Below are 24,098 nucleotides of genomic sequence, written 5' to 3'. Positions count from 1 at the left end.
GGCTACCGCGCTGAGCTGCGGCTGACCAGGGACTGGAATCCTTCCGAGCAAGGTGCGCGCCCCATGGCGATGACCGACAACAATCTCCTGCGCCTGCAGCTGTTCGGCATGCTGGCGCTGGTGTTCGTCCTGACCCTCGCCCTGGGCAGCTACTTCACCCTGCAGCAGACGCGCAACTTCCGCGCCGACAGCCTGGCCCTCGAGGCCGCCGAACTGCGCCAGCAGGAGGCCATCCTCGAGTCCTCGCTGACCACCCTGCACGACCAGCTCGACCAGTTGCGCCAGAGCAGCGAGGCCGTGCTCAAGCGCGACCTGCGCCAGCAGGTCGACCATGCCGTGCAGATCGCCGAGGCCATCTACCGCCGCGAACGGGGCCGCCGCACGAAAGACGAGATCCGCCGGCTGATCGTCGACACCCTCCGCCCGCTGCGCTTCTTCGACGGCAGCGGCTACTTCTTCATCGACGACCTGGCCGGCAACTGCGTGCTGCTGCCGATCAACCCCGAGCGCGAGGGGCGTTCGCTGCTCGACAACCACGATGTCGACGGCCGCCCCATCATGCGCGACCTGCTGGCGGCGGTGGACAACCCGCAGCAGCGCGGCTTCACCCGCTACCGCTGGTACGCTCCGGGCAAGCCCGACGAAATGGCCGAGAAGATCGCCTACGCGCGGGTGTTCGAGCCGTTCGACTGGCTGATCGGCACCGGCGAATACCTCTACAAGGTCGAGCAGCAGCTGCAGCAGCAGGCCCTGCGCCAGCTGCGCGCCACCCGCATCGGCGCCAACGGCTACATCGCGGTGATCCACCGCGACGGCCGGGTGCTGCTGTCGCCGAGCAACCCGGCAGCCGAGGGGCGCTACGTCGACGAGCTGCCGACCGAGGAGCAGGCGGTGATCCAGCGCATCCTCGAGGCCAGCCGCAACGGCGGCGGCCTCACCCGCTACCAGTGGCGCGGCCTCAGCAACCCGCAGCTGAGCAGCAAGCTGGCGCTGGTCAGCAACCTGGAGGCCTGGGACTGGATCCTGGTCAGCGGCGTCTACCTCGACGACCTGGAGACGGGACTGGCCGAGCGCCAGCGCAAGCTCGAACAGAGCCTGCACCAGGACTTCCGCACCACCGCCCAGGCCCTGCTGCTGGTGATGCTGCTGGCCCTCGGCCTGGCCGTCGGCCTGTCGCGCTGGCTGACGCACCGCTTCGCGCGCTACCAGGCGGACATCGCCGCCGGCCAGGTCCGTCTGCGCCAGCAGGCGGAGACCGACCCGCTGACCCAGCTGCCCAACCGCGCCCGCCTGCTCGCCCGCCTCACCGAGGCCGTGGCCCGCGCCCGCCGCGACGACCTGCAGCTGGCCGTGCTGTTCATCGACCTCGACCGCTTCAAGAACATCAACGACTCGCTCGGCCACGCCGTCGGCGACGGCCTGCTGATCCAGGTGGCGCAGCGCCTGTCGGGCGCGGTACGCGCCGGCGACACGGTCAGTCGCCTGGGCGGCGACGAGTTCGTCATCCTGCTGGAGGGGCTGACCCAGGCCGGCCAGGCGGCCCAGGTGGCGCAGGCGCTGCTGCAGGCCTGCAGCGGCCACTACAGCGTCGGCGAGCACGAGCTGGCGGTCACCCCGAGCATCGGCATCGCCCTCTGCCCGGCCGATGGCGAGGACGTGGAGACCCTGCTGAAGAACGCCGACACGGCGATGTATCACGCCAAGGCGGCGGGGCGGAACAACTTCCAGTTCTTCGCCGCGGCGATGAACACCCGGGTGCGCGAGCACCTCGAGCTGGAGAACCGCCTGCGCCAGGCGCTGGTGCGCGACGAGCTGAGCCTGCACTACCAGCCGCAGTACGATCTGGCCAGCGGCCGCCTGAGCGGCTGCGAGGCACTGCTGCGCTGGCACAACCCGGTGCTCGGCCAGGTGCCGCCGGACAAGTTCATCCCCATCGCCGAGGACAGCGGGCTGATCCTGCCGCTGGGCGCCTGGGCGCTCAACGAGGCGTGCCGCCAGGCGATGGCCTGGCAGGCCGCCGGGCTGCCGCCGCTGCGCGTGGCGGTGAACGTCTCGGCGCTGCAGTTCCGCCACGGCGATCTGGCCGAGGTGGTGCAGCGCACCCTGGCGCGCAGCGGCCTGTCGGCGTGGCTGCTGGAGCTGGAACTGACCGAGAGCGTGCTGGCGGAAAACCTCGAACAGGTACAGGCCACCCTGCAGCGCCTCAAGGCGCAGGGCGTGCGCCTGGCGATGGACGACTTCGGCACCGGCTACTCGTCGCTGAGCTACCTCAAGCACTTCAAGCTGGACACCCTGAAGATCGACCGCTCGTTCATCAGCGACCTGCCGGACTGCGACGACTATGCCGCGCTCACCGTCGCCATCATCGGCATGGCCCACGCGCTGGGCATGACCTGCATCGCCGAGGGCATCGAGACCGCCGCCCAGCACGACTTCCTGCGCTGGCACGGCTGCCGCCACGGCCAGGGTTATCGCCTGTCGCGACCGCTGAACGCGCAGGCGATGGGCGAGCTGCTGGCGCGCACGGCGGCCGCGGCCGAAACGCCGGTCAGCAGCGAATGAAGTGCTCGCGGTAGTGGCGCAGCTCGGCGATCGACTCGCGGATGTCGTCCAGCGCCAGGTGGCTGCCCTGCTTGACGAAGGATTCCTTGACCGCCGGCGCCCAGCGCGCGGCCAGCTCCTTGAGGGTGGAGACGTCGATGTTGCGATAGTGGAAGAAGGCCTCCAGCTGCGGCATGTAGCGGGCGAGGAAGCGACGGTCCTGACCGATGCTGTTGCCGCACATCGGCGACACCCCGGCCGGCACCCACTGCTGGAGGAAGGCGATGGTCTGCGCCTCGGCCTCGGCCTCGCTCAGCCGGCTGTCGCGCACCCGCTGGGTCAGCCCGCTCTTGCCGTGCTGCTCGACGCACCAGGGATTCATGCCGGCCAGCACCGCGTCGCTCTGGTGGATCACCAGGGCCGGGCCCTCGGCCAGCACGTTGAGCTGGGCGTCGGTGACTATGGTGGCCATCTCGATGATGACGTCGGTCTCGGGATCGAGGCCGGTCATTTCCAGGTCGATCCAGATCAGGTTCTGCGGGTTCTGCATGGCGGGAGTCCTCGGTTGATCCGCGCATTCTAGCAGGCCGCACCCGGCATCCCGCTGCCCACGGGCGTGCTAGACTCGCCGCCGGAATTCACCCACGGACGCATCATGGCCAAACGCCAACTGACCCGCCGGCAGAGCTGGCGCATCGAGAAGATCCAGGAAGAACGCGCCGCCCGCGCCGCCAAGCGCGAGTCGCGCGCGGTCGAGGAGCTGGAGGGCGGCGACCTCGGCCCCGAGCAGAACGGCCTGGTGATCGCCCACTTCGGCGTGCAGGTCGAGGTCGAGGCGCTGGACGGCGAGCTGGCCGGCCAGGTGTTCCGCTGCCACCTGCGCGCCAACCTGCCGGCGCTGGTTACCGGCGACCGCGTGGTGTGGCGCGCCGGCAACCAGGGCATCGGCGTGATCGTCGCCCAGCTGCCGCGCGCCTCCGAGCTGTGCCGCCCGGACATGCGCGGCGTGCTCAAGCCGGTGGCGGCCAACGTCGACCAGATCGTCATCGTCTTCGCCCCGCTGCCCGAGCCGCACGCCAACCTGATCGACCGCTACCTGATCGCCGCCGACCACGCCGGCATCCGCCCGCTGCTGCTGATGAACAAGGCCGACCTGATCGACGAGGCCAACGCGGCCAAGCTGGACGCCCTGCTCGACGTGTACCGCGCCCTCGACTATCCGCTGCTGGAAGTCTCGGCGCACAACGGCAACGCCATGGACGAGCTGCGCGCGGCGCTGGACGGCCGGGTCAGCGTGTTCGTCGGCCAGTCCGGGGTGGGCAAGTCGTCGCTGGTCAACGCCCTGCTGCCGGGCGTCGACCTGCGCGTCGGCGCCCTGTCCGAACTGACCGGCAAGGGCACCCACACCACCACCACCGCGCGGCTGTTCCACTTCCCCGGCGGCGGCGAGCTGATCGACTCGCCCGGCATCCGCGAGTTCAGCCTCGGCCACGTCACCCGCGCCGACGTCGAGGACGGCTTCGTCGAATTCCGCGAGCTCATCGGCCGCTGCCGCTTCCGCGACTGCCAGCACGACCGCGAGCCCGGCTGCGCGCTGCTGCAGGCGCTGGAGGACGGCCGCATCCATCCGCAGCGCCTGGCCAGCTACCGGCACATCCTCGCCAGCCTGCCCAAGGACGAGTATTGAGGCCTGCGGCCTCGCCATCTGCATGACTGAAGGCCGGGGCCAAGGATCGCCCCGGCCCAATCGCTAGAAAATCCGCAAGAATGACCTTTCTACAGACTTGCTTGCCGCGCTGCAGAGCTTCTCCGGGGAACCGTTTTTTCGAACATTCCGTGTCAGCGGACTGCCGTGGACAACGTTTGTCCCCTCTGGGTAGATTGCCGAGCATCCGCAATCGCAGGGAAGCATCCTGATGTTCAAGAAGATCTGGTCCACCGAACTGGACCGACTGGGCTACCGCGCCCCCGAGATAGACACCGCCGAAGAGCAACGGCATATCAATCTGCGCAAGCTGAATCTGTTCATTGGTCCGAACAACAGCGGAAAGAGCCGAGCCATAAGGGCAGTTTTTTCCAGTACAGAAGACTCGATTATCACCCAGCAACCAAGGGGCGAGATAGCCGACATATTTCTCCCACTCATCAAGCTCCACTACAAAGACAGGATCTTTGAGAAAAATACAATAGCTGCACTACAAACCTCAGAAGCCAGCATCAATAAAATAAATGAAAACACCGGCATTATTCACGCATATGCAGTAGAGCTATATAATCAAAGAGCCTCAGGCGGCACACTCTCTCAAATGAGACAAACCTTACGAAATGAGGGCCTCACCAAAAAACTTGAAATCGCTCTAGAAACAGATCGCACGCATGAAACCATCAAGGCAAAAATCCACTACACGCCAATTCTAAGAGGCATGCGCCCCATAGGCGAAGGACAAGGCGACCAAGACCACTACAGAAAAAGAACTGAAGCAGATTACTTCAGCGGGAAGTTACCACCGAAAAGAACCATAACAACCGGACTACATCTATACGAACTTCTTGTAAAAAACCTGCTGGGCCAGCCCGAGGAGCGCGCTAAGATCCGGGAATATGAAAGCCTGCTGGGCCAGGAATTCTTCGGCGGAACCGAAGTCACCCTGATCCCCGAATACGGCAAGGACACCGTGGCGGTAAAGATCGGCGACGAGCCCCAGTTCCCGATCTATCACCTCGGCGATGGCCTGCAGCAGGTCATCATCATCACCTCTGCCGCCTACCTGGAACCGGAGGAGTCCCTTTTCTGCATCGAGGAGCCGGAAACCTCGCTGCATCCGGGCCTGCTGCGGCAGCTGGCGCTGTTCCTGCTGCAACACACCCCCCACCAGTACCTGATGACCACCCACTCCAACCACCTGCTGGATCTGGCCGAACAGCGTGATGACGTACTGATTCACCGGGTCAGCAAGAGCGTGGAAAAGGACGGCAAGGCCAGTTTCCTGATCCGCGAATGCACCCGTGACCGCGATATCCTGCTGGATTTGGGCGTGCGCGCCTCCTCGGTGTACCTGGCCAACTGCACCATTTGGGTTGAAGGTATCAGCGACCGCCTGTATCTGCGCACCTGGATGAGCCGCTATCTGCATGATCTGCCGGAAGGTCCGGAAAAATCCAGGCTGGCCGGCTATCTGGAAAACTACCACTACACCTTCATCGAGTACCAGGGCGGCACGCTGGGCCACTGGGACTTCGCCGATGACGACGTGGACGGGGATATGGACAAGGGACTCAGTGCTATCAGGGCCTGCTCGGCTCCCCTGCTGATTGCCGATGGCGATATCCGCGACAAGGGACAACGCGCCGAACTGCTGCAAAAGGAGCTGGGAGACCAGCTACTGATACTTGATGGCAAGGAAATCGAAAACCTGCTGCCCGAGCAGGTATTACACGATGCAGCTAGAACATTTTATGATCAGCGCCGAACCAACAAGGAAGGTTTGGACATTACCAAAATCCAAGACCTGAAACACGAACACTACAGCAGGTCTACGGAGGGTATTGGCCGCCTGCTGGATAAGCGCCTCGGTCTGTCGAAAACTGGCCAGGACCAACGACAGATCTTCGCCACCGACAGCGGCACCATCCGCGACAAGGTGAAATTCTGCCGCTTGGCCATTCAGCACATGCAGCACGAAGACTGCGCATGGCAGCTAACGGACGAGTTGCGCAGGCTGTGCCAACGGATATTCGCGCATATCGACAGACACAACCAACCCTGAGCCTGTTCTGGGCTGCTCGCCACGGAGCAGCCCGGACTCCCTCCTCCGCAAACTGCCCCCCTCCCCCCGCTTTCCGTTACACTCGCCGCTTTTCCCGTCTTGCGAGGATGCTCGTCATGTCCGTGTTCGCCGACCTGCCGCTGCTGATCGAGCCGGCCGAACTGGCCAGCCGCCTGAACGCGCCGGAGCTGATCCTGGTCGACCTGACCCCCGCCGCCCGCTATGCCGAGGGGCACATCCCCGGCGCGCGGCACGTCGACACCCGGCGCACCCAGCTCGGCCAGCCGCCGGCGCCCGGGCTGCTGCCGGTGTGGAGCGACTTCCAGGCGCTGCTCGGCGAGCTGGGCCATCGCGCCGACGCCGTCTACGTGCTCTACGACGACGAGGGCGGCCCCTGGGCCGGGCGCTTCGGCTGGCTGCTCGACCTGATCGGCCACCGCCGCTGGCACCACCTGAACGGCGGCCTGCAGGCCTGGCTGGCCGAGGGCCGCGAACTGTCCGGCGCGGTGCCGGCGCCGGTCGGCGCCCCGGTCGGCGTGCAGCCGGTGGCCGACGTGCTGGCCAGCCGCGAGTACCTCCTCGCGCACCTGCACGACGACGACCTGCTGATCTGGGACGCCCGCTCGCCCGAGGAGTACCGCGGCGAGAAGGTGCTGGCGGCCAGGGGCGGACACATCCCCGGCGCCATCAACCTGAACTGGACCGACTGCCAGGACCCGGCCCGCGCCCTGCGCCTGCGCGCGGACCTGAGCGAGCTGCTCGCCGCCCGCGGCATCACCCCGGACAAGACCATCGTCACCCACTGCCAGACCCACCGCCGCTCCGGCTTCACCTACCTGGCGATGCGCGCGCTCGGCTACCCGAACATCAAGGCCTACGCCGGCTCCTGGTCGGAATGGGGCAACCATCCCGACACGCCGGTGGAATGCTAAGGACCCGCCCATGACTCCCAAAGAACGCCTGTTTCTCCTCGGCCAGTACCTGCTGCCGCACCACGCCCTGTCGCGGCTGATCGGCATGGCCGCCGAGTGCCGCGCCGACTGGTTCAAGAACCCGCTGATCAGCTGGTTCGTGCGTCGCTACCAGGTCGACATGAGCGAGGCCGAGGTCGGCAACCCGCACGCCTACGAGCACTTCAACGCCTTCTTCACCCGCGCCCTGCGCGAGGGCACCCGGCCGCTGGACGCCACCCCCGGCGCCATCCTCAGTCCGGCCGACGGCGCCATCAGCCAGCTCGGTCCGATCGAGCACGGTCGCATCTTCCAGGCCAAGGGCCACAGCTTCAGCGTGCTCGAACTGCTCGGCGGTGACGCCGAGATGGCCGCGCCCTTCATGGGCGGCCAGTTCGCCACCGTCTACCTGTCGCCCAGGGACTACCACCGCGTGCACATGCCGCTGGCGGGGACGCTGAGGGAAATGGTCTACGTGCCGGGCCGGCTGTTCTCGGTCAACGGCTTCACTGCCGAAAACGTGCCCGAGCTGTTCGCCCGCAACGAGCGGGTGGTCTGCCTGTTCGACACCGAGCGCGGGCCGATGGCCGTGGTGCTGGTCGGCGCGATGATCGTCGCCAGCGTCGAGACGGTGTGGGCCGGCCTGGTCACTCCGCCGAAACGCGCGCTCAGGCACTTCCGCTACGGTCCTGCGGTGCAGCAGCCCATCCACCTGGACAAGGGCGCCGAGCTCGGCCGCTTCAAGCTCGGTTCCACCGCCATCGTGCTGTTCGGTCCCGAGCAGGTACGCTGGGCCGAGGGCCTGAGCGCCGGCAGCCCGCTGCGCATGGGCCAGCAACTGGGCCTGCCGGACTGAGGCCCGCCCCGGTGCGGCAGGGCGCAGCGACAACCTGCCGCAGATCAACGGCCAGGCAGGCTTTTCGGCTAGACTGAACGCTAGCGCGCCGGCGGCCGCGCCCAGGGTTGAGCCCGCATTCCCTGTTCCGAGCGAGACACCATGGACCTGCACTCCTCCTACGACCTGTTGCGCGTCACACCGCCGGACCTGGCCAGCCTGTCCTTCGCCACGGCGCAGCCGGCGGCGCTGCGCGGCTGGATCGCCGAGCTGCCCAAGGCCAACCTCGGCGAAACCGCCCGCCGCCTGTATACCGCCCTGCAGGAACTCAACCGCCTGCGCACGCCGCCGGCCAACCGCCAGCAGTTGCTCGAGCTGCTCGAGCCGGAGGTGCTGTTCATCTGCGGCCAGCTGCAGAAGCACCTGCGCAGCCCGGTGGTGATCCTCGACGAGCGCCGCCAGCAGATCGCCGCCCTGTGCCAGACCCTGCAGCAGCAGCTGGCGCGTGCCGCCAAGCTGACCGCCAGCGAGGCGCTGGCCCTGCCGCCCAGCGATGCCAGCCGCCAGCTGTGCGCCCGCGCCCTGTTGCTGGGCCAGCACGCGCTGTACCAGATGCTCTGCCAGTTCAGCCTGCTCTACATGCCGCCCAGCCAGGGTTTCTGGCTGGAGCTGCACCAGCTCTACCGCGCCGCCGCCGCCCGCCAGCTCCAACGCCTGCCGCTGCCGGGCATCGACGGCCGCGAACAGACCATCGAGCAGTGCTACCTGGCCAGCCTGCTGCTGGGCAGCGCACGCTGCAACCAGCTGCGCCAGCAGGCCATCCTCCAGCTCGGCGAAGCGCTGCCGGCGTGGAGCCCCCGCGCCGTCCTGCAGGACGCGCGCCTGCCCGGCAGCCTGTTCGCCTTCGCCCCGGGCACCGACAGCCCGCCGCGCTACGCCAGCCTGCTGCACAACGAGGACCCCGCGCAACTGCTCGGCCTCGACCCGCAGGCCCTGGTCGGCGAGCTGCGCACCTACCTGCGGCTCGGCACCGTGCAGCGCCAGGGCAGCCGCCTGTCCATGCCCCATGGCGTCGGCGACGACCTGCTGCAGCACCTGTGCACCGCCTGGAGCGCCCCTGCCGAGCGCGCCTTCAGCCGCATGCCCGGCAGCGGCACGCTCAGCGCCTGCCTGGGCATCCGTGCGCTGCACTACCACATCGCCGGCCAGCGCAGCTTCGCCGACACCCTGCAGCTGCCAGCCACCGCCGTCAGCGTCGACTTCCAGCGCCACGAACGCGAGCGCGACCCGTGGAACCGCGCCTTCGACGCCTCGCGCAACGAGGCGCTGCTGCGCCGCCAGCAGCCCAGCATCGACTACACCCCCGGCCGCGACGCCCCCGACGAGAGCGGCCAGTATCCGCGCCACCAGCTGCAGGTGATCAACCACAGCCCCGGCGGCTTCTGCCTGGCCTGGGACGACACGCCGCCCGACCAGTTGCAGACCGGCGACCTGATCGGCCTGCAGCACCCCGGCGAGCGTGGCTGGAACATCGCCCTGATCCGCTGGATCCGCCAGCCCCGCGGCAGCGGCCTGCAGCTCGGCATCGAACTGCTCGCCCCGCGCGCCAAGCCCTGCGGCCTGCGCCCCCAGAACGACGGCAAGCCCCAGGGGCAGTACCTGCGCGGTCTGCTGCTCAGCGCCATCCCGGCACTGGGTCGCCCGGACCTGCTGATCGCGCCGACCCTGCCGTTCCAGCAGGGGCAGAAGATCTTCCTCAACCTCGACGGCAAGGAGCAGGCAGTGCAGCTCACCCGCCGCCACACCCTCAGCGGCAGCTTCAACCAGTTCGAGTACCGCCCGCTCGAGGCACCGGCGCCACGCACCGAACCTGCCGACGGGAAACCGGTCACAACCTTGCGACTGGCCGGCGACAGCGAGCCGGTTGGCTTTGACTCGCTCTGGGAGTCCTTGTAGATTTCCGAGCATTTCCCTCTGCCGCGTTTGTGCGCCCCTGCGGCGCTGGTTCCTGGCCAACCATGCCCACCGAAAAGAAAACCGTCCGCCTGCTGCTCCTCGAGGACTCGCAGAACGAGGCCGAGCGCCTGATCAGCCTGTTCCGCAATGCCGGCCACGCCACCCGCGCCCATCGCCTGACCTCCAGCGACGACCTTGCCGAAGCCCTGCAGCAGACCTGGGACCTGCTGATCGCTGCCCCCCACAGCGAGAACCTCGAGCCCGACGAAGCCCTCGGCGCCATCCGCCGCCTGGGCAAGGACCTGCCCTTCCTGCAGCTGGTCGCCGACAACGACGGCGAGGCGATCACCGAGGCCATGCTGCTCGGCGCCCAGGACGGCGTGCCGGCGAGCGACGAGGAGCGCCTGCTGCTGGTCGCCGAGCGCGAGCTGCGCAACCTCGAGGAGCGCCGCGCCCGGCGCAATGCCGAGGTGGCCCTGCGCGAGGCCGAACGGCGCTGCCAGCTGCTGCTGGACAGCTCGGTGGATGCCATCACCTACGTCCACGACGGCATGCACATCTACGTCAACCGCGCCTACGTCGAGCTGTTCGGCTACAGCGACGCCGACGACATCGCCGGCATGCCGATGATCGACCTGATCCAGGGCAGCGACCAGGCAGCGTTCAAGGACTTCCTCAAGACCTACCAGCAGAACGGCGACGAGCATGCCGAGCTGCTGTGCGGCGGCGTGCGCGACGACGGCAGCCAGTTCCGTGCACGCATGACCTTCTCCCCGGCCAGCTACGACGGCGAACCCTGCACCCAGGTGGTGATCCGCGCGGAAAGCGACAACAGCGAACTCGCCGAGAAGCTGCGCGAGATCAGCAGCCAGGACCTGGTCACCGGCCTGTACAACCGCGTGCACTTCCTCGAGCTGCTCGACCACGCCGTCCAGCAGGCGGTCAAGACCGGCAGCCCGGCCAGCCTGGCCCTGCTGCGCATCGACCGCTATGCCAACCTCCTCGGCGACATCGGCCTGGCCGACAGCGACCTGCTGCTGGCCGACTGCGCCACCCTGCTGCGCCAGCACTTCGGCGAGCAGGCCCAGCTGGCGCGCTTCGCTGACGACAGCTTCGCCGCCCTGCTGCCGCAGCCCCCGGCGCAGGCCGAGGCCTCGCTGCAGGCCCTGCTGAAGAAGGTCGAAGGCCACCTGTTCGACATCGGCGGGCGCAGCGTGCAGGTCACCTTCAGCATCGGCGTGGCCGGCATCAGCGAGCAGAGCGCCCAGGCCCAGCTGGTGGTCGAGCGCGCCCTGCGCTGCACCGACCAGCTGACCGGCGGCAACGCCCTCAACATCTACGACCCGGCCGAGGAACTGGCCGCCGCCGCCAGCCGCGGCAACCTGGTCGCCATGGTCCAGCAGGCCATCGAGGGCAACGGCTTCCAGCTGCTGTTCCAGCCGATCATCAGCCTGCACGGCGACGAACGCGAGCACTACGAAGTGTCCCTGCTGCTGCGCAACCCGCAGGGCGAGGCGGTGCCGCCGGCCGAGTTCCTCGCCGCCGCCGAGCAGACCGGCCTGGCCGCCCGGGTCGACCGCTGGGTGCTGCTCAACGCCATCCGCCAGCTCGGCGAGCATCGCGCCAGGGGCCACAACACCCGCCTGTTCATCGGCCTGGGCGCCGCCAGCCTGCAGGACCCGGCGCTGCTGCCCTGGCTCAGCGCCGCCCTCAAGGCCGCCCGCCTGCCGGCCGACAGCCTGATCCTGCAACTCGGCGAGCCGGATGCGATCGCCTACCTCAAGCAGGCCAAGCTGCTGACCAAGGGCCTCGCCGAGCTGCACTGCAAGGTATCGCTCAGCCGCTTCGGCGGGGCGCTCAACCCGTTCAACACCCTGCGCCACCTGAACGTCGACTTCGTCAAGCTCGATAGCGAACTGCTCCGCGACCTCTCCGACGCCGAACAGCAGGACAAGCTCAAGACCCTGATCGCCGGACTGCACAACGAGGCCAAGCTGACCGTGGTGCCCAACGTGGACAACGCCAGCGTGCTGACCACCCTGTGGCAGACCGGGGTCAACTACGTGCAGGGCCTGTACCTGCAGGCGCCCAGCCCGAAGATGGACTACGAGTTCTCCTCCGGCGAAGACTGAAGGCCCCGGCCCCGGAACGAAAAAACCGCCTCACGGCGGTTTTTTCATGGCTGGCCTCCGCTCACTCGAAGCTTTCGCGGTCGCGATAGCCCAGCAGGTAGAGGATGCCGTCGAGGCCGAGGGTGGAGATCGCCTGCTTGGCCGACTGCTTGACCAGCGGCTTGGCGCGGAAGGCCACGCCCAGGCCGGCGATGGCCAGCATCGGCAGGTCGTTGGCGCCGTCGCCGACGGCGATGGTCTGCTCCAGGCGCAGGCCCTCCTGCTCGGTGAGCTGGCGCAGCAGGTCGGCCTTGCGCTGGGCGTCGACGATCGGCTCCACCGCCACGCCGGTGACCTTGCCGTCGACGATCTCCAGCTCGTTGGCGAACACGTAGTCGATGCCGAGCTTCTGCTGCAGCTGGCGGGCGAAGTAGGTGAAGCCGCCGGAGAGGATGGCGGTCTTGTAGCCCAGGCGCTTGAGCTCGGCGAACAGGGTCTCGGCGCCTTCGGTCAGGCGCAGCGAGGCGCCGATGCCTTCCAGCACCTCCTCGGACAGCCCCTTGAGCAGCGCCAGGCGCTCCTTGAAGCTGGCGCGGAAATCCAGCTCGCCGCGCATCGCCCGCTCGGTGATCTCGGCCACCTGCGCACCGACCCCGGCGGCCTTGGCCAGTTCGTCGATCACCTCGGCCTCGATCAGCGTCGAGTCCATGTCGAACACCGCCAGGCGGCGGTTGCGACGGAAGATGGTGTCCTGCTGGAAGGCGATGTCGACGTTGAGTTCCTGGGCGACGCTGAGGAATTCGGCGCGCAGCGCCGCCGGATCGGCCGCCTCGCCGCGCACCGAGAACTCGATGCAGCCCTTGCCGTGCTCGGCCGGCGTATCCAGCGGCATGCGTCCGGACAGGCGATCGATGTGGTCGATGTTCAACCCGTACTTGGCGGTGATCGAACTGACCCGATGCAGTTGCTCGGCGGTCACCTTGCGGGTCAGCAGGGTGACGATGTGGCGCGCCTTGCCCTGACCGCCGACCCACTGCTGGTAGTCGGCCTCGGACACCGGGGTGAAGCGCACCTGCTGGTCCAGCTCGTAGCCGGTGAACAGCACGTCCTTGAGCACCGAGGACGCCTGGCTGCCGTGCGGGATCTCGACCAGGATGCCGAACGACAGGGTGTCGTGGATCACCGCCTGGCCGATGTCGAGGATGTTCACCCCGCCACGGGCGAGCACGCCGGTGATGGCCGCGGTCAGCCCCGGACGATCCTCCCCGGTGATGTTGATCAGGACGATTTCACGCACGGCGCACCTCCGCGGAACTGAAAGTGCGGCATTCTACCCGGAATGCGCACCATCTGGCAGCGCGCTTTGCCCGTGCGCACGGGGCCCCGCTATACTTCCACTCCCTTTTCCAGAGCCGAGCCCCCCTCTCGTGAACCGGCCCGCGCCCGTCAAGTCCGACAACTTCTTCATCCTCCTGTTCCAGGCGCTGCGCCGCCGGCGGGTACCCATCGCCCTGCGCATCGCCAGCCAGAGCCTGCTCCTGGTGAGCGTGGTGATGCTGGCCTTCGCCTGGCTGTTCAACCTGCAGGTGCGCGAGGTCATGCAGCAGCAGAGCGAGGCAGTCGGCGAAAGCCTCAAGCGCCAGGCGGTGGCTTCGGCCACCGAGCTGCTGGTGTCCAACGACCTGCTCAGCCTCAAGGTGATGCTCGACAAGCTCGCCGAAAACCCGCTGGTCGCCCACGTGGTGATCCACGGCGTCGACAACCGCATCATCGCCGAGGCCGGCCGCCGACCGCAGCCGGGCCTGTTCGGCACCGACGAGGGCGTGTTCACCGCCTCCATCGCCTTCCAGGAGGTGGCCGCCGGCCAGCTGCACCTGACCCTCGACATGCAGCAGTTCCGCCAGCCGCTGACCGTCGGCCTGCAGAACTTCGGCCTGCTCGGCCTGATCGTGCTGGTGGCGACCCTGACCCTCAGCCTGCGCCTGGGCGGCAAGCTCAGCGTGCCGCTGCTGCAGCTGCGCCTGTGGCTGCGCGATCCCGACGACCCGGCACCGGCCAGCGAGCGCCAGGACGAACTCGGCGACCTGGCGCGCCAGCTGCAGCAGCGCCTGGTGCCGCCGCGCCCCGCCGTCGAGGAGGATCCGATGCTGGACGACGCGGAGGATGGCGAACTGTTCGAGGGGCTGGAAAACCTGCTCGACGAAGGTCGGCCGGCCGCCGCGACGCCCCGCCGCCCCGCGGCGCGGGCTGACGGCGACGAGCTCGAGCTGGACGCCGACGCCCTCGGCCTCGACCCCGACGATCTGCAGCCGGGCACGCCCCCCGGCCTGCCGCCGGTGCACAGCGCCGTGCTGGCGACCCAGCTGGGCGGCCAGGACGAGCTGCAACGGCGCCTGTCGCCGCCGCGTCTGCGCGAACTGCTGCAGCGCTACCGCGACTGCCTGGAGCAGGCAGCGCGCCTGCACCACGGCCACCTGCTGCGCCTGGCCGACGGCAGCAGCCTGATCCTGTTCCACAGCAACCAGTCCGGCGAGGACTACCTGACCCGCGCCCTGTGCTGCGGCGAACTGCTGCGCGCCCTCGGCCATGCCCTGCAGGTCGAGGTGGCCGACAGCGGCCTGACCCTGCAGCTGCAACTCGCCCTCAGCCGCGGCGACGGCCTGTACGGCCTGCCGGCGGAAACCATCCAGCAGCAGCCGGCCAGCCAGAGCGCACTGACCCTCTGCCGGCACAGCCGCAACCTGCTGCTGCTCGACCAGGCCCTCGGCGCCGACCCGGCGCTGCACAGCCGCGCGCGCCTGCGCACCCTCGCCTCCCCGGCCGGCGCCAGCTGCATCGAGCGCCTGCAGGAGCCGTTGCCGGCGCGTCTCGAACAGCAGCTCGGCCAGATGCTGCAGCACGCCTGACCCTCGCCTGCCCCGAAACGACAAGGCCGCGCCGGAACCCCGGCGCGGCCTTGTCGTTTCGGGCTCGCCCGACCGCTCAGAAGCGGTACACCTCGGCGGCCGGCGCCGGCCGCGGCGCCGCCTGGGGAATGCGCGGCGCCGCCGGGCGGGAGGTCGCCGCCTTGCGCGACGCCGGCTGCGCGGGCGTCGCCGCGACACGCGGCATTCCCCGCACCGCCGTGGCCATCTGCGCTGCCAGGCTCTGCAGCAGCAGGCTCTGCGCGCGCACCTGGTCGGTCAGCTCGCCATTGTGCTTCTCCTCCAGCCGCACCAGGCGACTGTCGAGCATCTTGCCGGTGCCATCGAGCAGGCGCCACTGCGCCTCCAGCACGGCCGGCTGGTAGGGGCCGGAGTCCAGGCGGCTGATGCTCAGCAGCAGCTGCGCCTCGGGTTTGAAGCCGACCCGGTCCGGATACAGCGCCAGGCGGCTGCTGTCCAGACGGCCGGCCAGCTGGCGCAGCAGCAGCTGCGCCACGTCGTCCTGCAGGCTGCCGACCCAGCGCGCCTGCTGGGCGATCACCAGGGTGTCGTCGCCCTGGCGCTGCACCAGGGTCTCGCGCTGCAGATAGTCGGCCAGCTTGAGCGGGCCGAGCAGCACGGCCACGCCGGCGTCGGCCTGCGGCAGGCCGGGATTGCCCTGCTGCAGCTGGTAGAACTGCGCCGGCGGCGTCGCCGCGCAGCCTGCCATGGCGAGCAGCCCGGTCAGGCCCAGCATTCGGATCAGGCGTGGAACACCCATGAAAAGATCACCGTTTCTTGCCAAAAATAAGCGATTCGGGCTGCTGCTCCAGGCCTTCCGCCGTGCGCTGCAGGGCCTTGCTGGCCCGCCCCAGTTCCTCCAGCGCCTGCAGCAGCTGGAACTGCGCCTCGGACTCGGGGCCGAGGCTGCGCCGGGTATCGCCCGCCAGCTGCTGCATCTGCTGCAGGGCGAGCGTGGCGGCCTGCGCCGCCTGGCGCAGATCGCCGATTGCCGCGCGCAGCTCGCCGCCGCCCTGGCGCGCATTATCCAGCATTGGCGGGATTTGTCGCTGCAGTTGTTGAGTCAGGCTCTCAAGATTGTGCAGGGTCTGGCCGAGGCTGAGCAGGCCGTCCTGCAGCTCGGGAGAGGCGCTCAGGCGCTCCAGGGCCTGCAGGGTGTTGCTGGCCGACACCACCATCTCGCGCAGCGGCAGCTCGCGCAGGCTGGCGACCAGATCGCGCAGCACGTCCGCTGCCTGGTCGACCCGCGAGGGCACGCTGGGGATGGTCGGCAGCTCGAGGTCGTGGGGCTCGCGCACGTAGCCGGCCTGGCCGGGGAACAGGTCCAGCGCGACTATCGCCTTGCCGGTGAGCAGGCTCTGGGTCTGCAGCTGGGCGCGCAGGCCGCGCTCGACCAGCCGCTCGACCACCCGGTCGAAGCTCTGCCCCTCGTGGCCGGCCGCGGGGTCGATGCGCAGCACCACCGGGATCACCACATCCCTGAGTTCGCGGTCGTAGGACAGGCGGATCTCGCGCACCGTGCCGACCTTGACGCCGCGGTAGGTGACGTCGGCGCCGACGTCGAGACCATCCAGCGCACCGGTGAAGTACACCACGTAGTCGCTGGGCTGGCTGAACCAGCTGTCGCGGCCGAGCAGCAGCAGGCCGCCGGCCAGCAGGGCGATGCCGCCGAGCAGGAAGGCACCGATCCAGAAGGGTTTGCGCGTCTCGCTCATGGGGACTCCTTGTACGCGGGGGCATCGCCGCGGCGCAGGAAGCGCCGCACGCTCGGCGGCCCTTCCTCCAGCAGTTGCCGCAGCGGACCCAGGGCGATCTGGGTGCGCGTGCGATGGTCGAGGAACAGACAGGTGTCGGCCACCCGGTAGATGCTCGGCAGCTCGTGGGTGACCAGCACGATGCTGGCACCCAGGCTGTCGCGCAGCTGCAGGATCAGCTCGTCGAGGGCCATGGAGCTGAGCGGGTCGAGGCCGGCCGAGGGCTCGTCGAAGAACAGCACCTCGGGGTCGAGCGCCAGCGCCCGCGCCAGGCCGGCGCGCTTGCGCATGCCGCCGGACAGCTCGGCCGGGTACAGCTCGTCGCAGCCGGGCAGGCCGACCAGCGCCAGCTTGAGCGCGGCCAGTTCGTCCAGCTCGGCCTGGCCGAGGTGCGGGTGGTAGGCGGCCAGCGGCAGGGTGATGTTCTCGCGCAGGGTCATGCCGCTCCACAGCGCGCCGCTCTGGTAGAGCACGCCGAAACGCTGCTGCAGGACGGCGCGGGCATCCTCGTCGCGGGCCCAGAAGTCCTCGCCGTGCAGCAGCACGCGCCCGGCCAGCGGCGCCTGCAGGCCGATCAGGTGGCGCAGCAGGGTGCTCTTGCCGCAGCCGCTGCCGCCCATCACCACGAACACCTCGCCGCGGCGGATGGCGAAGTTGAGATCGTGCTGGATCACCCTGCGCCCGTAGCCGGCGCTGAGGTTCTCCACGGCGAGGACCACGTCGCTCATGCTCAGATCCCCAGCTGGGTGCAGATCAGGGTGATCAGCGCGTCGCTGACCACCAGCGCGACTATGATGCTGACCACCGCGCGGGTGGTGGCCTGGCCGACCGCCTGGGCGTTGCGTCCGCAGCTCAGCCCGTGGTGGCAGCCGATCAGGCCGATCAGCACGGCGAACACCAGGCTCTTGAACAGGCCGAGCAGGAAATCGGCGAGGCCGAGCATCTCCAGGCTCTGCCTGAGGTACAGCGGCGCGGAGATGTCGAACAGCCCGGCACCGATGACGAAGCCGCCGAGGATGCCGAGGGCGTCGGCGAACACGCAGAGCAGCGGCATGCTGACCAGCAGCGCCAGCAGGCGCGGCAGCACCAGGAACTCCAGCGGCGGGAAGCCGAAGGTCTTCAGTGCGTCGATCTCCTCGTTGGCCTGCATGCTGCCCAGCTCGGCGGCGTAGGCCGCGCCGGTGCGGCCGGCCATGATCACCGCGGTCATCAGCGCGCCCATCTCGCGGGTCATGCCGATGGCCACCATGTTGGCGATGTACAGCTGGGCGCCGAACGCCTGCAGCTGGGCGGCGCCGACGAAGGCGAGGATCAGGCCGACCAGGCTGGCGATCAGCGCGACTATCGGCAGCGCGCCAGGGCCGCACTGCGCCAGCGCCGCCCAGAAGTCGCTGCGGCGCATGCGCGCGCGACCGCGCAGCAGGCGGCCGAGGGCGAGCACCACCTCGCCGCAGAAGGTGCTGGCCTGCACCAGCCCGTCGTGGACCTGCAGCACCAGCAGTCCCAGGCGCGACACCGGCCCGGGACGTGGCGTCTCCTCCTCCTCGCGGGTCACGGGCGTCGCCGCCATCTGCAGCAGGCGCACCACGCCGTCCGGCAGGCCGCGGTGCTCCAGGCGGCGCTGCTCGGCGTCGGCGAGACGCTGCAGGCGGCGCAGCAAGGCCAGCAGGCTGCTGTCCCAGGCATCCAGGGCCGCGACCTGCAGCTGCAGGCGCGCCGGCTTGTCCGCCAGGCTGCGCCACACCGCATCCAGATCGGGCTTGGCCGCCGCCAGGGTCCAGTGCCCGGACAGGCGCAGCACCGCCACGCCGTCCTGCTCGCCGGCCCAGGCCAGCTGCGCCTGCGCTTTTTCCGCTTCTGCCATCTGACCTCCCTGATAGCCCGCCACGGTGGAAAACACCTGCGGTGGTTTTCCACCCTACACGATCACACCGCTGCTGCAGGGTGGAAACTCATGCAGCCCTTTTCCATCAGCAGGCGTCCCGTCACTCCACCAGCAGCGCGTCCACCCGCTGGAAGCCGCGCGGCAGCAGGCTGCCGCGGCGTCCGCGCTCGCCCCGGTAGTGATCGAGGTCGTCGGCGCGCAGCGACAGGGTGCGCTTGCCGGCCTGCAGCACCAGGGTGGCGCCCTGCGGCAGCACGGCGAGGTCGACCAGGTACTCCTCGCGACTGGCGACCCGCTCGGCGGGAATGCCGACGATCTTGTTGCCCTTGCCCTTGGCCAGCTGCGGCAGCTCGGCGACCGGGAACACCAGCAGGCGCCCCTCGCTGGTCACCGCCGCCAGCAGGTCGCTCTCCAGCGCGCGCAGCGGCCGCGGCGCCATCACCCGGGCGCCCTCGGGCAGGGTCAGCAGCGCCTTGCCGGCCTTGTTCTTGGCCTGCAGGTCGTCAGCCCTGACCACGAAGCCGTAGCCGGCGTCGGAAGCCAGCACGTAGAGCGCCTCGTCCTCGGGCAGCAGCACGCAGTCGAAGCTGGCGCCGGCCGGCGGGCTCAGGCGCCCGGTGAGCGGCTCGCCCTGGCCGCGCGCCGAGGGCAGCGAGTGGGCCGCCAGCGAGTAGCTGCGCCCGGTGGAGTCGAGGAACACCGCGAACTGGTTGGAGCGCCCGGGCGCCGCGGCCTTGAAGGCGTCGCCGGCCTTGTAGGACAGGCCGGCGGCATCGATGTCGTGGCCCTTGGCGCAGCGTACCCAGCCCTTCTCGGAAAGCACCACGGTGACCGGCTCGGCGGGCAGCAGGTCGGTTTCCGACAGCGCGCGGGCCTCGGCGCGCGCGACCAGCGGCGAGCGCCGCTCGTCGCCATACTTCTCGGCATCGGCCAGCAGCTCCTGGCGTACCAGCTTCTTCAGCTTGCTCTCGCTGCCGAGCAGGGCCAGCAGCTTGTCGCGCTCCCTGGCCAGTTCGTCCTGCTCGCCGCGGATCTTCATCTCCTCGAGACGCGCCAGCTGGCGCAGGCGGGTATCGAGGATGTAGTCGGCCTGCACCTCGGTCAGGCCGAAGCGCTCCATCAGCACCGGCTTGGGCTGCTCCTCCTCGCGGATGATGCGGATCACCTCGTCGAGGTTGAGGAAGGCGACCAGCAGGCCTTCGAGCAGGTGCAGGCGCTTCTCCACCTTGTCGAGGCGGAACTGCAGGCGGCGGCGCACGGTGCCGATGCGGAAGGTCAGCCACTCGGAGAGCAGCTGGCGCAGGTCCTTGACCTGCGGCTTGCCGTCCAGGCCGATGACGTTGAGGTTGACCCGGTAGGAGCTTTCCAGCTCGGTGGTGGCGAACAGGTGCTGCATCAGCTCGTCGAGGTCGACGCGGTTGGAGCGCGGCACGATGACGATGCGGCAGGGGTTCTCGTGGTCCGACTCGTCGCGCAGGTCGGCGACCATCGGCAGCTTCTTGGCCTGCATCTGCCCGGCGATCTGCTCCAGCACCTTGGCCCCGGAGACCTGGTGCGGCAGCGCGGTGACGACGATCTCGCCGTCCTCCTTGCGGTACACCGCGCGCATGCGCACCGAGCCGCGGCCGGTCTGGTAGATCTTCAGCAGATCGCTGCGCGGCGTGATGATCTCCGCCTCGGTCGGGTAGTCCGGCCCCGGCAGCATCTCGCACAGGCGCTCGACCGTGGCCTGCGGCTCGTCGAGCAGGTGCACGCAGGCGAAGGCCACCTCGCGCAGGTTGTGCGGCGGCACGTCGGTGGCCATGCCCACGGCGATCCCGGTGGTGCCGTTGAGCAGCAGGTTGGGCAGCCGCGCCGGCAGGGTCGCCGGCTCGTCGAGGGTGCCGTCGAAGTTGGGCACCCAGTCGACGGTACCCTGACCCAGCTCGGCGAGCAGCACCTCCGAGTAGCGCGACAGGCGCGCCTCGGTGTAGCGCATGGCGGCGAACGACTTGGGATCGTCCGGCGCGCCCCAGTTGCCCTGGCCGTCGACCAGGGTGTAACGGTAGCTGAACGGCTGCGCCATCAGCACCATGGCCTCGTAGCAGGCGGAATCGCCGTGCGGGTGGAACTTGCCCAGCACGTCGCCGACGGTGCGCGCCGACTTCTTGTGCTTGGAATCGGCGTCCAGGCCCAGCTCGCTCATGGCGTAGACGATGCGCCGCTGCACGGGCTTGAGGCCGTCGCCGATGTGCGGCAGGGCACGATCCATGATCACGTACATGGAATAGTTGAGATAGGCCTGTTCGGTGAACTCGGCCAGCGAGCGGCGTTCGACGCCGTCCAGGCTCAGATCGAGGGATTCGCTCATCTGCGTCCTCTGAAAACTCGTGTGTCCGGGCGCGCCCGCCGGGGGCGGGCGCACCGTATTGTTCGGCGGGCGGCTCAGCCGCTCCAGCCGCCGTCCGGCGCGGCGAACTGCAGGATCAGCGGCCGACGCTCGCCGGCGGCATTGGCCGCGCCGTCATTGTCCAGGCCGATCCAGGCCGAGCCGTCATCCAGCCACAGCGCCTCGGCCACACCGAAGGGCGTGGCGTAGCGCAGCTCGGGAGCCAGTGCCGCGGCGGCGAACGACCAGCAGCGCTCGACCGTGCCGTGCTCCGGGTCGCGGCGACAGATGCGGTGCTGCAGGCGCTCCAGGCTGTACAGCTTGCCGGCGTGCCAGCTCAGGCCGGTGAAGTCCAGCGGCTGCGGCTCGCTGCCGGGCGGATCCAGCGGGCGCAGCGCTCGGCCGCTCTCCGCCACCAGCACGCAGCCGCTGCCGGGGCAGCGCCAGCGCTCGCCGCTCCGCTGCACGGCGAGCAGGCCGCGGCCCTCGCGCTCGGCGGCCAGCCACAGGCGGGCACCGTCCGGCGACACCGCCAGGCCCTCGAGCAGGGCGTTGGCGTGCAGCAGCAGGCCGCGGGCACGCGCCTGGCGCAGCAGCTGCGGCGGCAGCGCCAGCCACTGCGGGGAGCCGAGCGACGGCAACATGAGCACGCCGACTTCGCTCTCGCTGAGCAGGTAGCGGTTGCCGGCTGCGTCGCAGGCCAGTCCTTCGAAGTCCAGGGCACCGCCGCGCAGCGGCGCCAGCAGCCGGTTGCCGGTGCTCAGGCCCCAGGGCAGGCCGCTGGGTGGCGGCGGCGGCGCCGCGAACGCCTCGGCGGCCGCCTGCCAGCGCCCTTCGGCGGGCTGGAGCCGGGAGAGCTGCGCATCCTCGCGATCGGATACCGCCCACCAGCGCCCGTCGCCACAGCGCGCCAGGCCGGACAGGTTGCCACCGGCCATGCCCTCCACCGGCAGCGCGGCCTGCAGCACCAGTTCCGCCAGCGGCGCCTCGGCGCGGGCCGCCGGGCTGCCGGCGAGCAGCGCCAGCGCGCCAGCCAGGCCCAGCAGCAGACGCCGGCTCGCCGTCAAAGCAGCACCTCGGCCAGGTTGCCCTTGCTCTCCAGCCAGCTCTTGCGGTCGCCCGCGCGCTTCTTGGCCAGCAGCATGTCCATGATTTCCAGGGTACCCTCGGCGTCCTCGAGGGTCAGCTGCACCAGGCGGCGGGTGTTGGGGTCCATGGTGGTCTCGCGCAGCTGCAGCGGGTTCATCTCGCCGAGACCCTTGAAGCGGGTGACCTGCGGCTTGCCACGTTTCTTCTCGGCGGCGAGGCGCTCGAGGATGCCGTCGCGCTCGGCCTCGTCGAGGGCGTAGTAGACCTCCTTGCCGAGGTCGATGCGGTACAGCGGCGGCATGGCGACGTAGACGTGGCCGGCCTCCACCAGCGGGCGGAAATGCTGGACGAACAGCGCACACAGCAACGTGGCGATGTGCAGGCCGTCGGAGTCGGCGTCGGCGAGGATGCAGATCTTGCCGTAGCGCAGCTGGGTGAGGTCCGCCGAGCCCGGATCGATGCCGACGGCCACGGCGATGTTGTGCACTTCCTGGCTGGCCAGCACTTCGCCGCCGTCGACCTCCCAGGTGTTGAGGATCTTGCCGCGCAGCGGCAGGATCGCCTGGAATTCCTTGTCGCGCGCCTGCTTGGCGCTGCCGCCGGCGGAGTCGCCCTCGACCAGGAACAGCTCGGCGCGCATCGGGTCCTGTCCGGCGCAATCGGCCAGCTTGCCGGGCAGCGCCGGCCCCTGGGTGATCTTCTTGCGCTCGACCTTCTTGCCGGCCTTGAGGCGGCGCCCGGCGTTGCTGATCGCCAGTTCGGCCAGCGCCAGGCCCAGCTCGGGATGCTCGTTGAGCCACAGGCTGAAGGCGTCCTTGACCACCCCGGAGACGAAGGCCGCCGCCTCGCGCGAGGACAGGCGCTCCTTGGTCTGCCCGGAGAACTGCGGCTCCTGCATCTTCATCGACAGCACGAAGGCGATGCGCTCCCAGACGTCCTCGGGCGCCAGCTTGACCCCGCGCGGCAACAGGCTCCTGAACTCGCAGAACTCGCGCATGGCGTCGAGCAGCCCCTGGCGCAGGCCGTTGACGTGGGTGCCGCCCTGGGCTGTGGGGATCAGGTTGACGTAGCTTTCCTGCACGCTCTCGCCGCCTTCCGGCAGCCACAGCAGCGCCCAGTCCACCGCCTCGCGGGTGCCTGCCAGGCTGCCGCAGAACGGCTCCTGGGGCAGGCGCTCGAACTCGCTGACCGCGTCACTCAGATACGAGCGCAGGCCGTCCTCGTAGAACCACTCGACCTTCTCGCCGCTGGCGCGGTCCTCGAAGGACACGCTGAGCCCCGGGCACAGCACCGCCTTGGCCTTGAGCACGTGCTTGAGGCGGCTGATGGAGAACTTCGCCGAATCGAAGTACTTGGCGTCCGGCCAGAACTGCACGCTGGTGCCGGTGTTGCGCTTGCCGACCGTGCCGACCACCGCCAGCTCGCTGGCCTTGTAGCCGCCTTCGAAGGCCATGGCGTACTCGTTGCCGTCGCGCCTGACGCGCACCTCGACACGGGTCGACAGGGCGTTGACCACCGAGATGCCGACGCCGTGCAGGCCACCGGAGAACTGGTAGTTCTTGTTGGAGAACTTGCCGCCGGCGTGCAGCTTGGTGAGGATCAGCTCGACGCCGCTGACGCCCTCCTCCGGGTGGATGTCCACCGGCATGCCGCGGCCGTCGTCGATCACCTGCAGCGAGTTGTCCTCGTGGAGGATCACCTGCACGGACTTGGCGTGGCCGGCCAGCGCCTCGTCGACGCTGTTGTCGATGACTTCCTGGGCCAGGTGATTGGGCCGGCTGGTGTCGGTGTACATGCCCGGGCGCTTGCGCACCGGATCGAGGCCGGAGAGGACCTCGATGGCTTCGGCGGTATAGGAGGTATTGGCCATGGATGGATGTCTGTCTGGCGAAAGGGTCGCCCGCGGATCGGGCCGCGA

General features: G+C 69.3%; 17 protein-coding genes. 8 read left to right on the top strand and 9 right to left on the bottom strand.

Features of this window, described 5'->3' with window-relative positions; genetic code table 11:
• The first annotated feature begins 63 nt into the window (after positions 1–63).
• Positions 64–2,562 (top strand): cache domain-containing protein, encoded by a 2,499-nt coding sequence (locus tag RA210_RS00790; RefSeq protein WP_201485095.1) that lies wholly within the window; start codon positions 64–66, stop codon positions 2,560–2,562.
• Here the strand turns inward: RA210_RS00790 and orn are convergent.
• Positions 2,549–3,091 carry an oligoribonuclease gene (gene orn / locus RA210_RS00785; RefSeq protein ID WP_201485094.1) on the bottom strand — a complete coding sequence of 181 codons (543 nt, stop codon included), beginning with the start codon at positions 3,089–3,091 and terminating at the stop codon, positions 2,549–2,551. The two genes, RA210_RS00790 and orn, sit on opposite strands and share 14 nt — an antisense overlap.
• A 105-nt stretch (positions 3,092–3,196) precedes the next feature.
• Between orn and rsgA the strand changes: the two genes are divergently transcribed.
• From rsgA to RA210_RS00755, 6 genes are all read left to right on the top strand, one after another.
• A complete protein-coding gene (gene rsgA, locus RA210_RS00780) occupies positions 3,197–4,228 on the top strand; it encodes a small ribosomal subunit biogenesis GTPase RsgA (RefSeq protein WP_136490504.1) in 1,032 nt (343 codons plus the stop codon).
• A 229-nt stretch (positions 4,229–4,457) separates the two neighbouring features.
• Positions 4,458–6,308: an AAA family ATPase gene (locus RA210_RS00775; RefSeq protein WP_236574584.1), complete on the top strand. Its 1,851-nt coding sequence runs from the start codon at positions 4,458–4,460 to the stop codon at positions 6,306–6,308.
• A 116-nt stretch (positions 6,309–6,424) separates the two neighbouring features.
• Positions 6,425–7,240: a rhodanese-like domain-containing protein gene (locus RA210_RS00770; protein WP_201485093.1), complete on the top strand. Its 816-nt coding sequence runs from the start codon at positions 6,425–6,427 to the stop codon at positions 7,238–7,240.
• A gap of 10 nt (positions 7,241–7,250) precedes the next feature.
• Positions 7,251–8,114 carry an archaetidylserine decarboxylase gene (gene asd / locus RA210_RS00765; protein ID WP_201485092.1) on the top strand — a complete coding sequence of 288 codons (864 nt, stop codon included), beginning with the start codon at positions 7,251–7,253 and terminating at the stop codon, positions 8,112–8,114.
• Positions 8,115–8,255: 141 nt separating this feature from the next.
• The gene (locus RA210_RS00760; protein WP_201485091.1) at positions 8,256–10,049 is read left to right on the top strand and encodes a molecular chaperone; all 1,794 of its coding nucleotides are present in this window, start codon (positions 8,256–8,258) and stop codon (positions 10,047–10,049) included.
• A 62-nt stretch (positions 10,050–10,111) separates the two neighbouring features.
• Positions 10,112–12,181, top strand: a complete 2,070-nt coding sequence (locus tag RA210_RS00755) for an EAL domain-containing response regulator (protein ID WP_136490500.1) — start codon at positions 10,112–10,114, stop codon at positions 12,179–12,181.
• A gap of 61 nt (positions 12,182–12,242) precedes the next feature.
• On the opposite strand, the gene serB is transcribed toward RA210_RS00755, so the two are convergent.
• Positions 12,243–13,457 (bottom strand): phosphoserine phosphatase SerB, encoded by a 1,215-nt coding sequence (serB, locus tag RA210_RS00750; RefSeq protein ID WP_136490499.1) that lies wholly within the window; start codon positions 13,455–13,457, stop codon positions 12,243–12,245.
• Between the two features lie 130 nt (positions 13,458–13,587).
• Here serB and RA210_RS00745 point away from each other — a divergent pair, with 130 nt between their 5' ends.
• Positions 13,588–15,066, top strand: coding sequence for a histidine kinase (locus tag RA210_RS00745; RefSeq protein WP_201485090.1), 1,479 nt, complete (start codon positions 13,588–13,590; stop codon positions 15,064–15,066).
• Positions 15,067–15,142: 76 nt separating this feature from the next.
• On the opposite strand, the gene RA210_RS00740 is transcribed toward RA210_RS00745, so the two are convergent.
• The 7 genes from RA210_RS00740 to parE all read right to left on the bottom strand — a co-directional run bounded on the left by RA210_RS00740 (position 15,143) and on the right by parE (position 24,050).
• Positions 15,143–15,844, bottom strand: coding sequence for a PqiC family protein (locus tag RA210_RS00740; RefSeq protein WP_201485089.1), 702 nt, complete (start codon positions 15,842–15,844; stop codon positions 15,143–15,145).
• A gap of 7 nt (positions 15,845–15,851) precedes the next feature.
• The gene (locus RA210_RS00735; protein ID WP_201485088.1) at positions 15,852–16,799 is read right to left on the bottom strand and encodes an MlaD family protein; all 948 of its coding nucleotides are present in this window, start codon (positions 16,797–16,799) and stop codon (positions 15,852–15,854) included.
• Positions 16,796–17,566, bottom strand: coding sequence for an ABC transporter ATP-binding protein (locus RA210_RS00730; RefSeq protein WP_201485087.1), 771 nt, complete (start codon positions 17,564–17,566; stop codon positions 16,796–16,798). Before RA210_RS00730 ends, RA210_RS00735 begins: the two co-directional genes overlap by 4 nt.
• Before the next feature lie 2 nt (positions 17,567–17,568).
• Positions 17,569–18,702, bottom strand: coding sequence for an MlaE family ABC transporter permease (locus tag RA210_RS00725; protein ID WP_201485086.1), 1,134 nt, complete (start codon positions 18,700–18,702; stop codon positions 17,569–17,571).
• 121 nt (positions 18,703–18,823) lie between these two features.
• A complete protein-coding gene (gene parC / locus RA210_RS00720; protein ID WP_201485085.1) occupies positions 18,824–21,073 on the bottom strand; it encodes a DNA topoisomerase IV subunit A in 2,250 nt (749 codons plus the stop codon).
• 74 nt (positions 21,074–21,147) lie between these two features.
• On the bottom strand, positions 21,148–22,158 hold the full coding sequence (locus RA210_RS00715; protein WP_442963349.1) for an esterase-like activity of phytase family protein: 1,011 nt from the start codon (positions 22,156–22,158) through the stop codon (positions 21,148–21,150).
• A complete protein-coding gene (gene parE / locus RA210_RS00710) occupies positions 22,155–24,050 on the bottom strand; it encodes a DNA topoisomerase IV subunit B (RefSeq protein ID WP_201485084.1) in 1,896 nt (631 codons plus the stop codon). Before parE ends, RA210_RS00715 begins: the two co-directional genes overlap by 4 nt.
• Between the last annotated feature and the right edge of the window lie 48 nt (positions 24,051–24,098).

The sequence above is a fragment of the Pseudomonas sp. OF001 genome (assembly GCF_904426495.1).
Classification (GTDB): domain Bacteria; phylum Pseudomonadota; class Gammaproteobacteria; order Pseudomonadales; family Pseudomonadaceae; genus Geopseudomonas.
The sequence above is the reverse complement of the archived record's forward strand: the minus strand, read 5'-3'. Positions and strand labels throughout refer to the sequence as shown.

Excerpts from the sequence above, each read along its gene's own strand:
- RA210_RS00790 (WP_201485095.1), top strand. The coding sequence starts at position 64 with ATGGCGATGACCGACAACAATCTCCTGCGCCTGCAGCTGTTCGGCATG.
- orn (WP_201485094.1), bottom strand. The coding sequence starts at position 3,091 with ATGCAGAACCCGCAGAACCTGATCTGGATCGACCTGGAAATGACCGGC.
- rsgA (WP_136490504.1), top strand. The coding sequence starts at position 3,197 with ATGGCCAAACGCCAACTGACCCGCCGGCAGAGCTGGCGCATCGAGAAG.
- RA210_RS00775 (WP_236574584.1), top strand. The coding sequence starts at position 4,458 with ATGTTCAAGAAGATCTGGTCCACCGAACTGGACCGACTGGGCTACCGC.
- RA210_RS00770 (WP_201485093.1), top strand. The coding sequence starts at position 6,425 with ATGTCCGTGTTCGCCGACCTGCCGCTGCTGATCGAGCCGGCCGAACTG.
- asd (WP_201485092.1), top strand. The coding sequence starts at position 7,251 with ATGACTCCCAAAGAACGCCTGTTTCTCCTCGGCCAGTACCTGCTGCCG.
- RA210_RS00760 (WP_201485091.1), top strand. The coding sequence starts at position 8,256 with ATGGACCTGCACTCCTCCTACGACCTGTTGCGCGTCACACCGCCGGAC.
- RA210_RS00755 (WP_136490500.1), top strand. The coding sequence starts at position 10,112 with ATGCCCACCGAAAAGAAAACCGTCCGCCTGCTGCTCCTCGAGGACTCG.
- RA210_RS00740 (WP_201485089.1), bottom strand. The coding sequence starts at position 15,844 with ATGGGTGTTCCACGCCTGATCCGAATGCTGGGCCTGACCGGGCTGCTC.
- RA210_RS00735 (WP_201485088.1), bottom strand. The coding sequence starts at position 16,799 with ATGAGCGAGACGCGCAAACCCTTCTGGATCGGTGCCTTCCTGCTCGGC.
- RA210_RS00730 (WP_201485087.1), bottom strand. The coding sequence starts at position 17,566 with ATGAGCGACGTGGTCCTCGCCGTGGAGAACCTCAGCGCCGGCTACGGG.
- RA210_RS00725 (WP_201485086.1), bottom strand. The coding sequence starts at position 18,702 with ATGGCAGAAGCGGAAAAAGCGCAGGCGCAGCTGGCCTGGGCCGGCGAG.
- parC (WP_201485085.1), bottom strand. The coding sequence starts at position 21,073 with ATGAGCGAATCCCTCGATCTGAGCCTGGACGGCGTCGAACGCCGCTCG.
- parE (WP_201485084.1), bottom strand. The coding sequence starts at position 24,050 with ATGGCCAATACCTCCTATACCGCCGAAGCCATCGAGGTCCTCTCCGGC.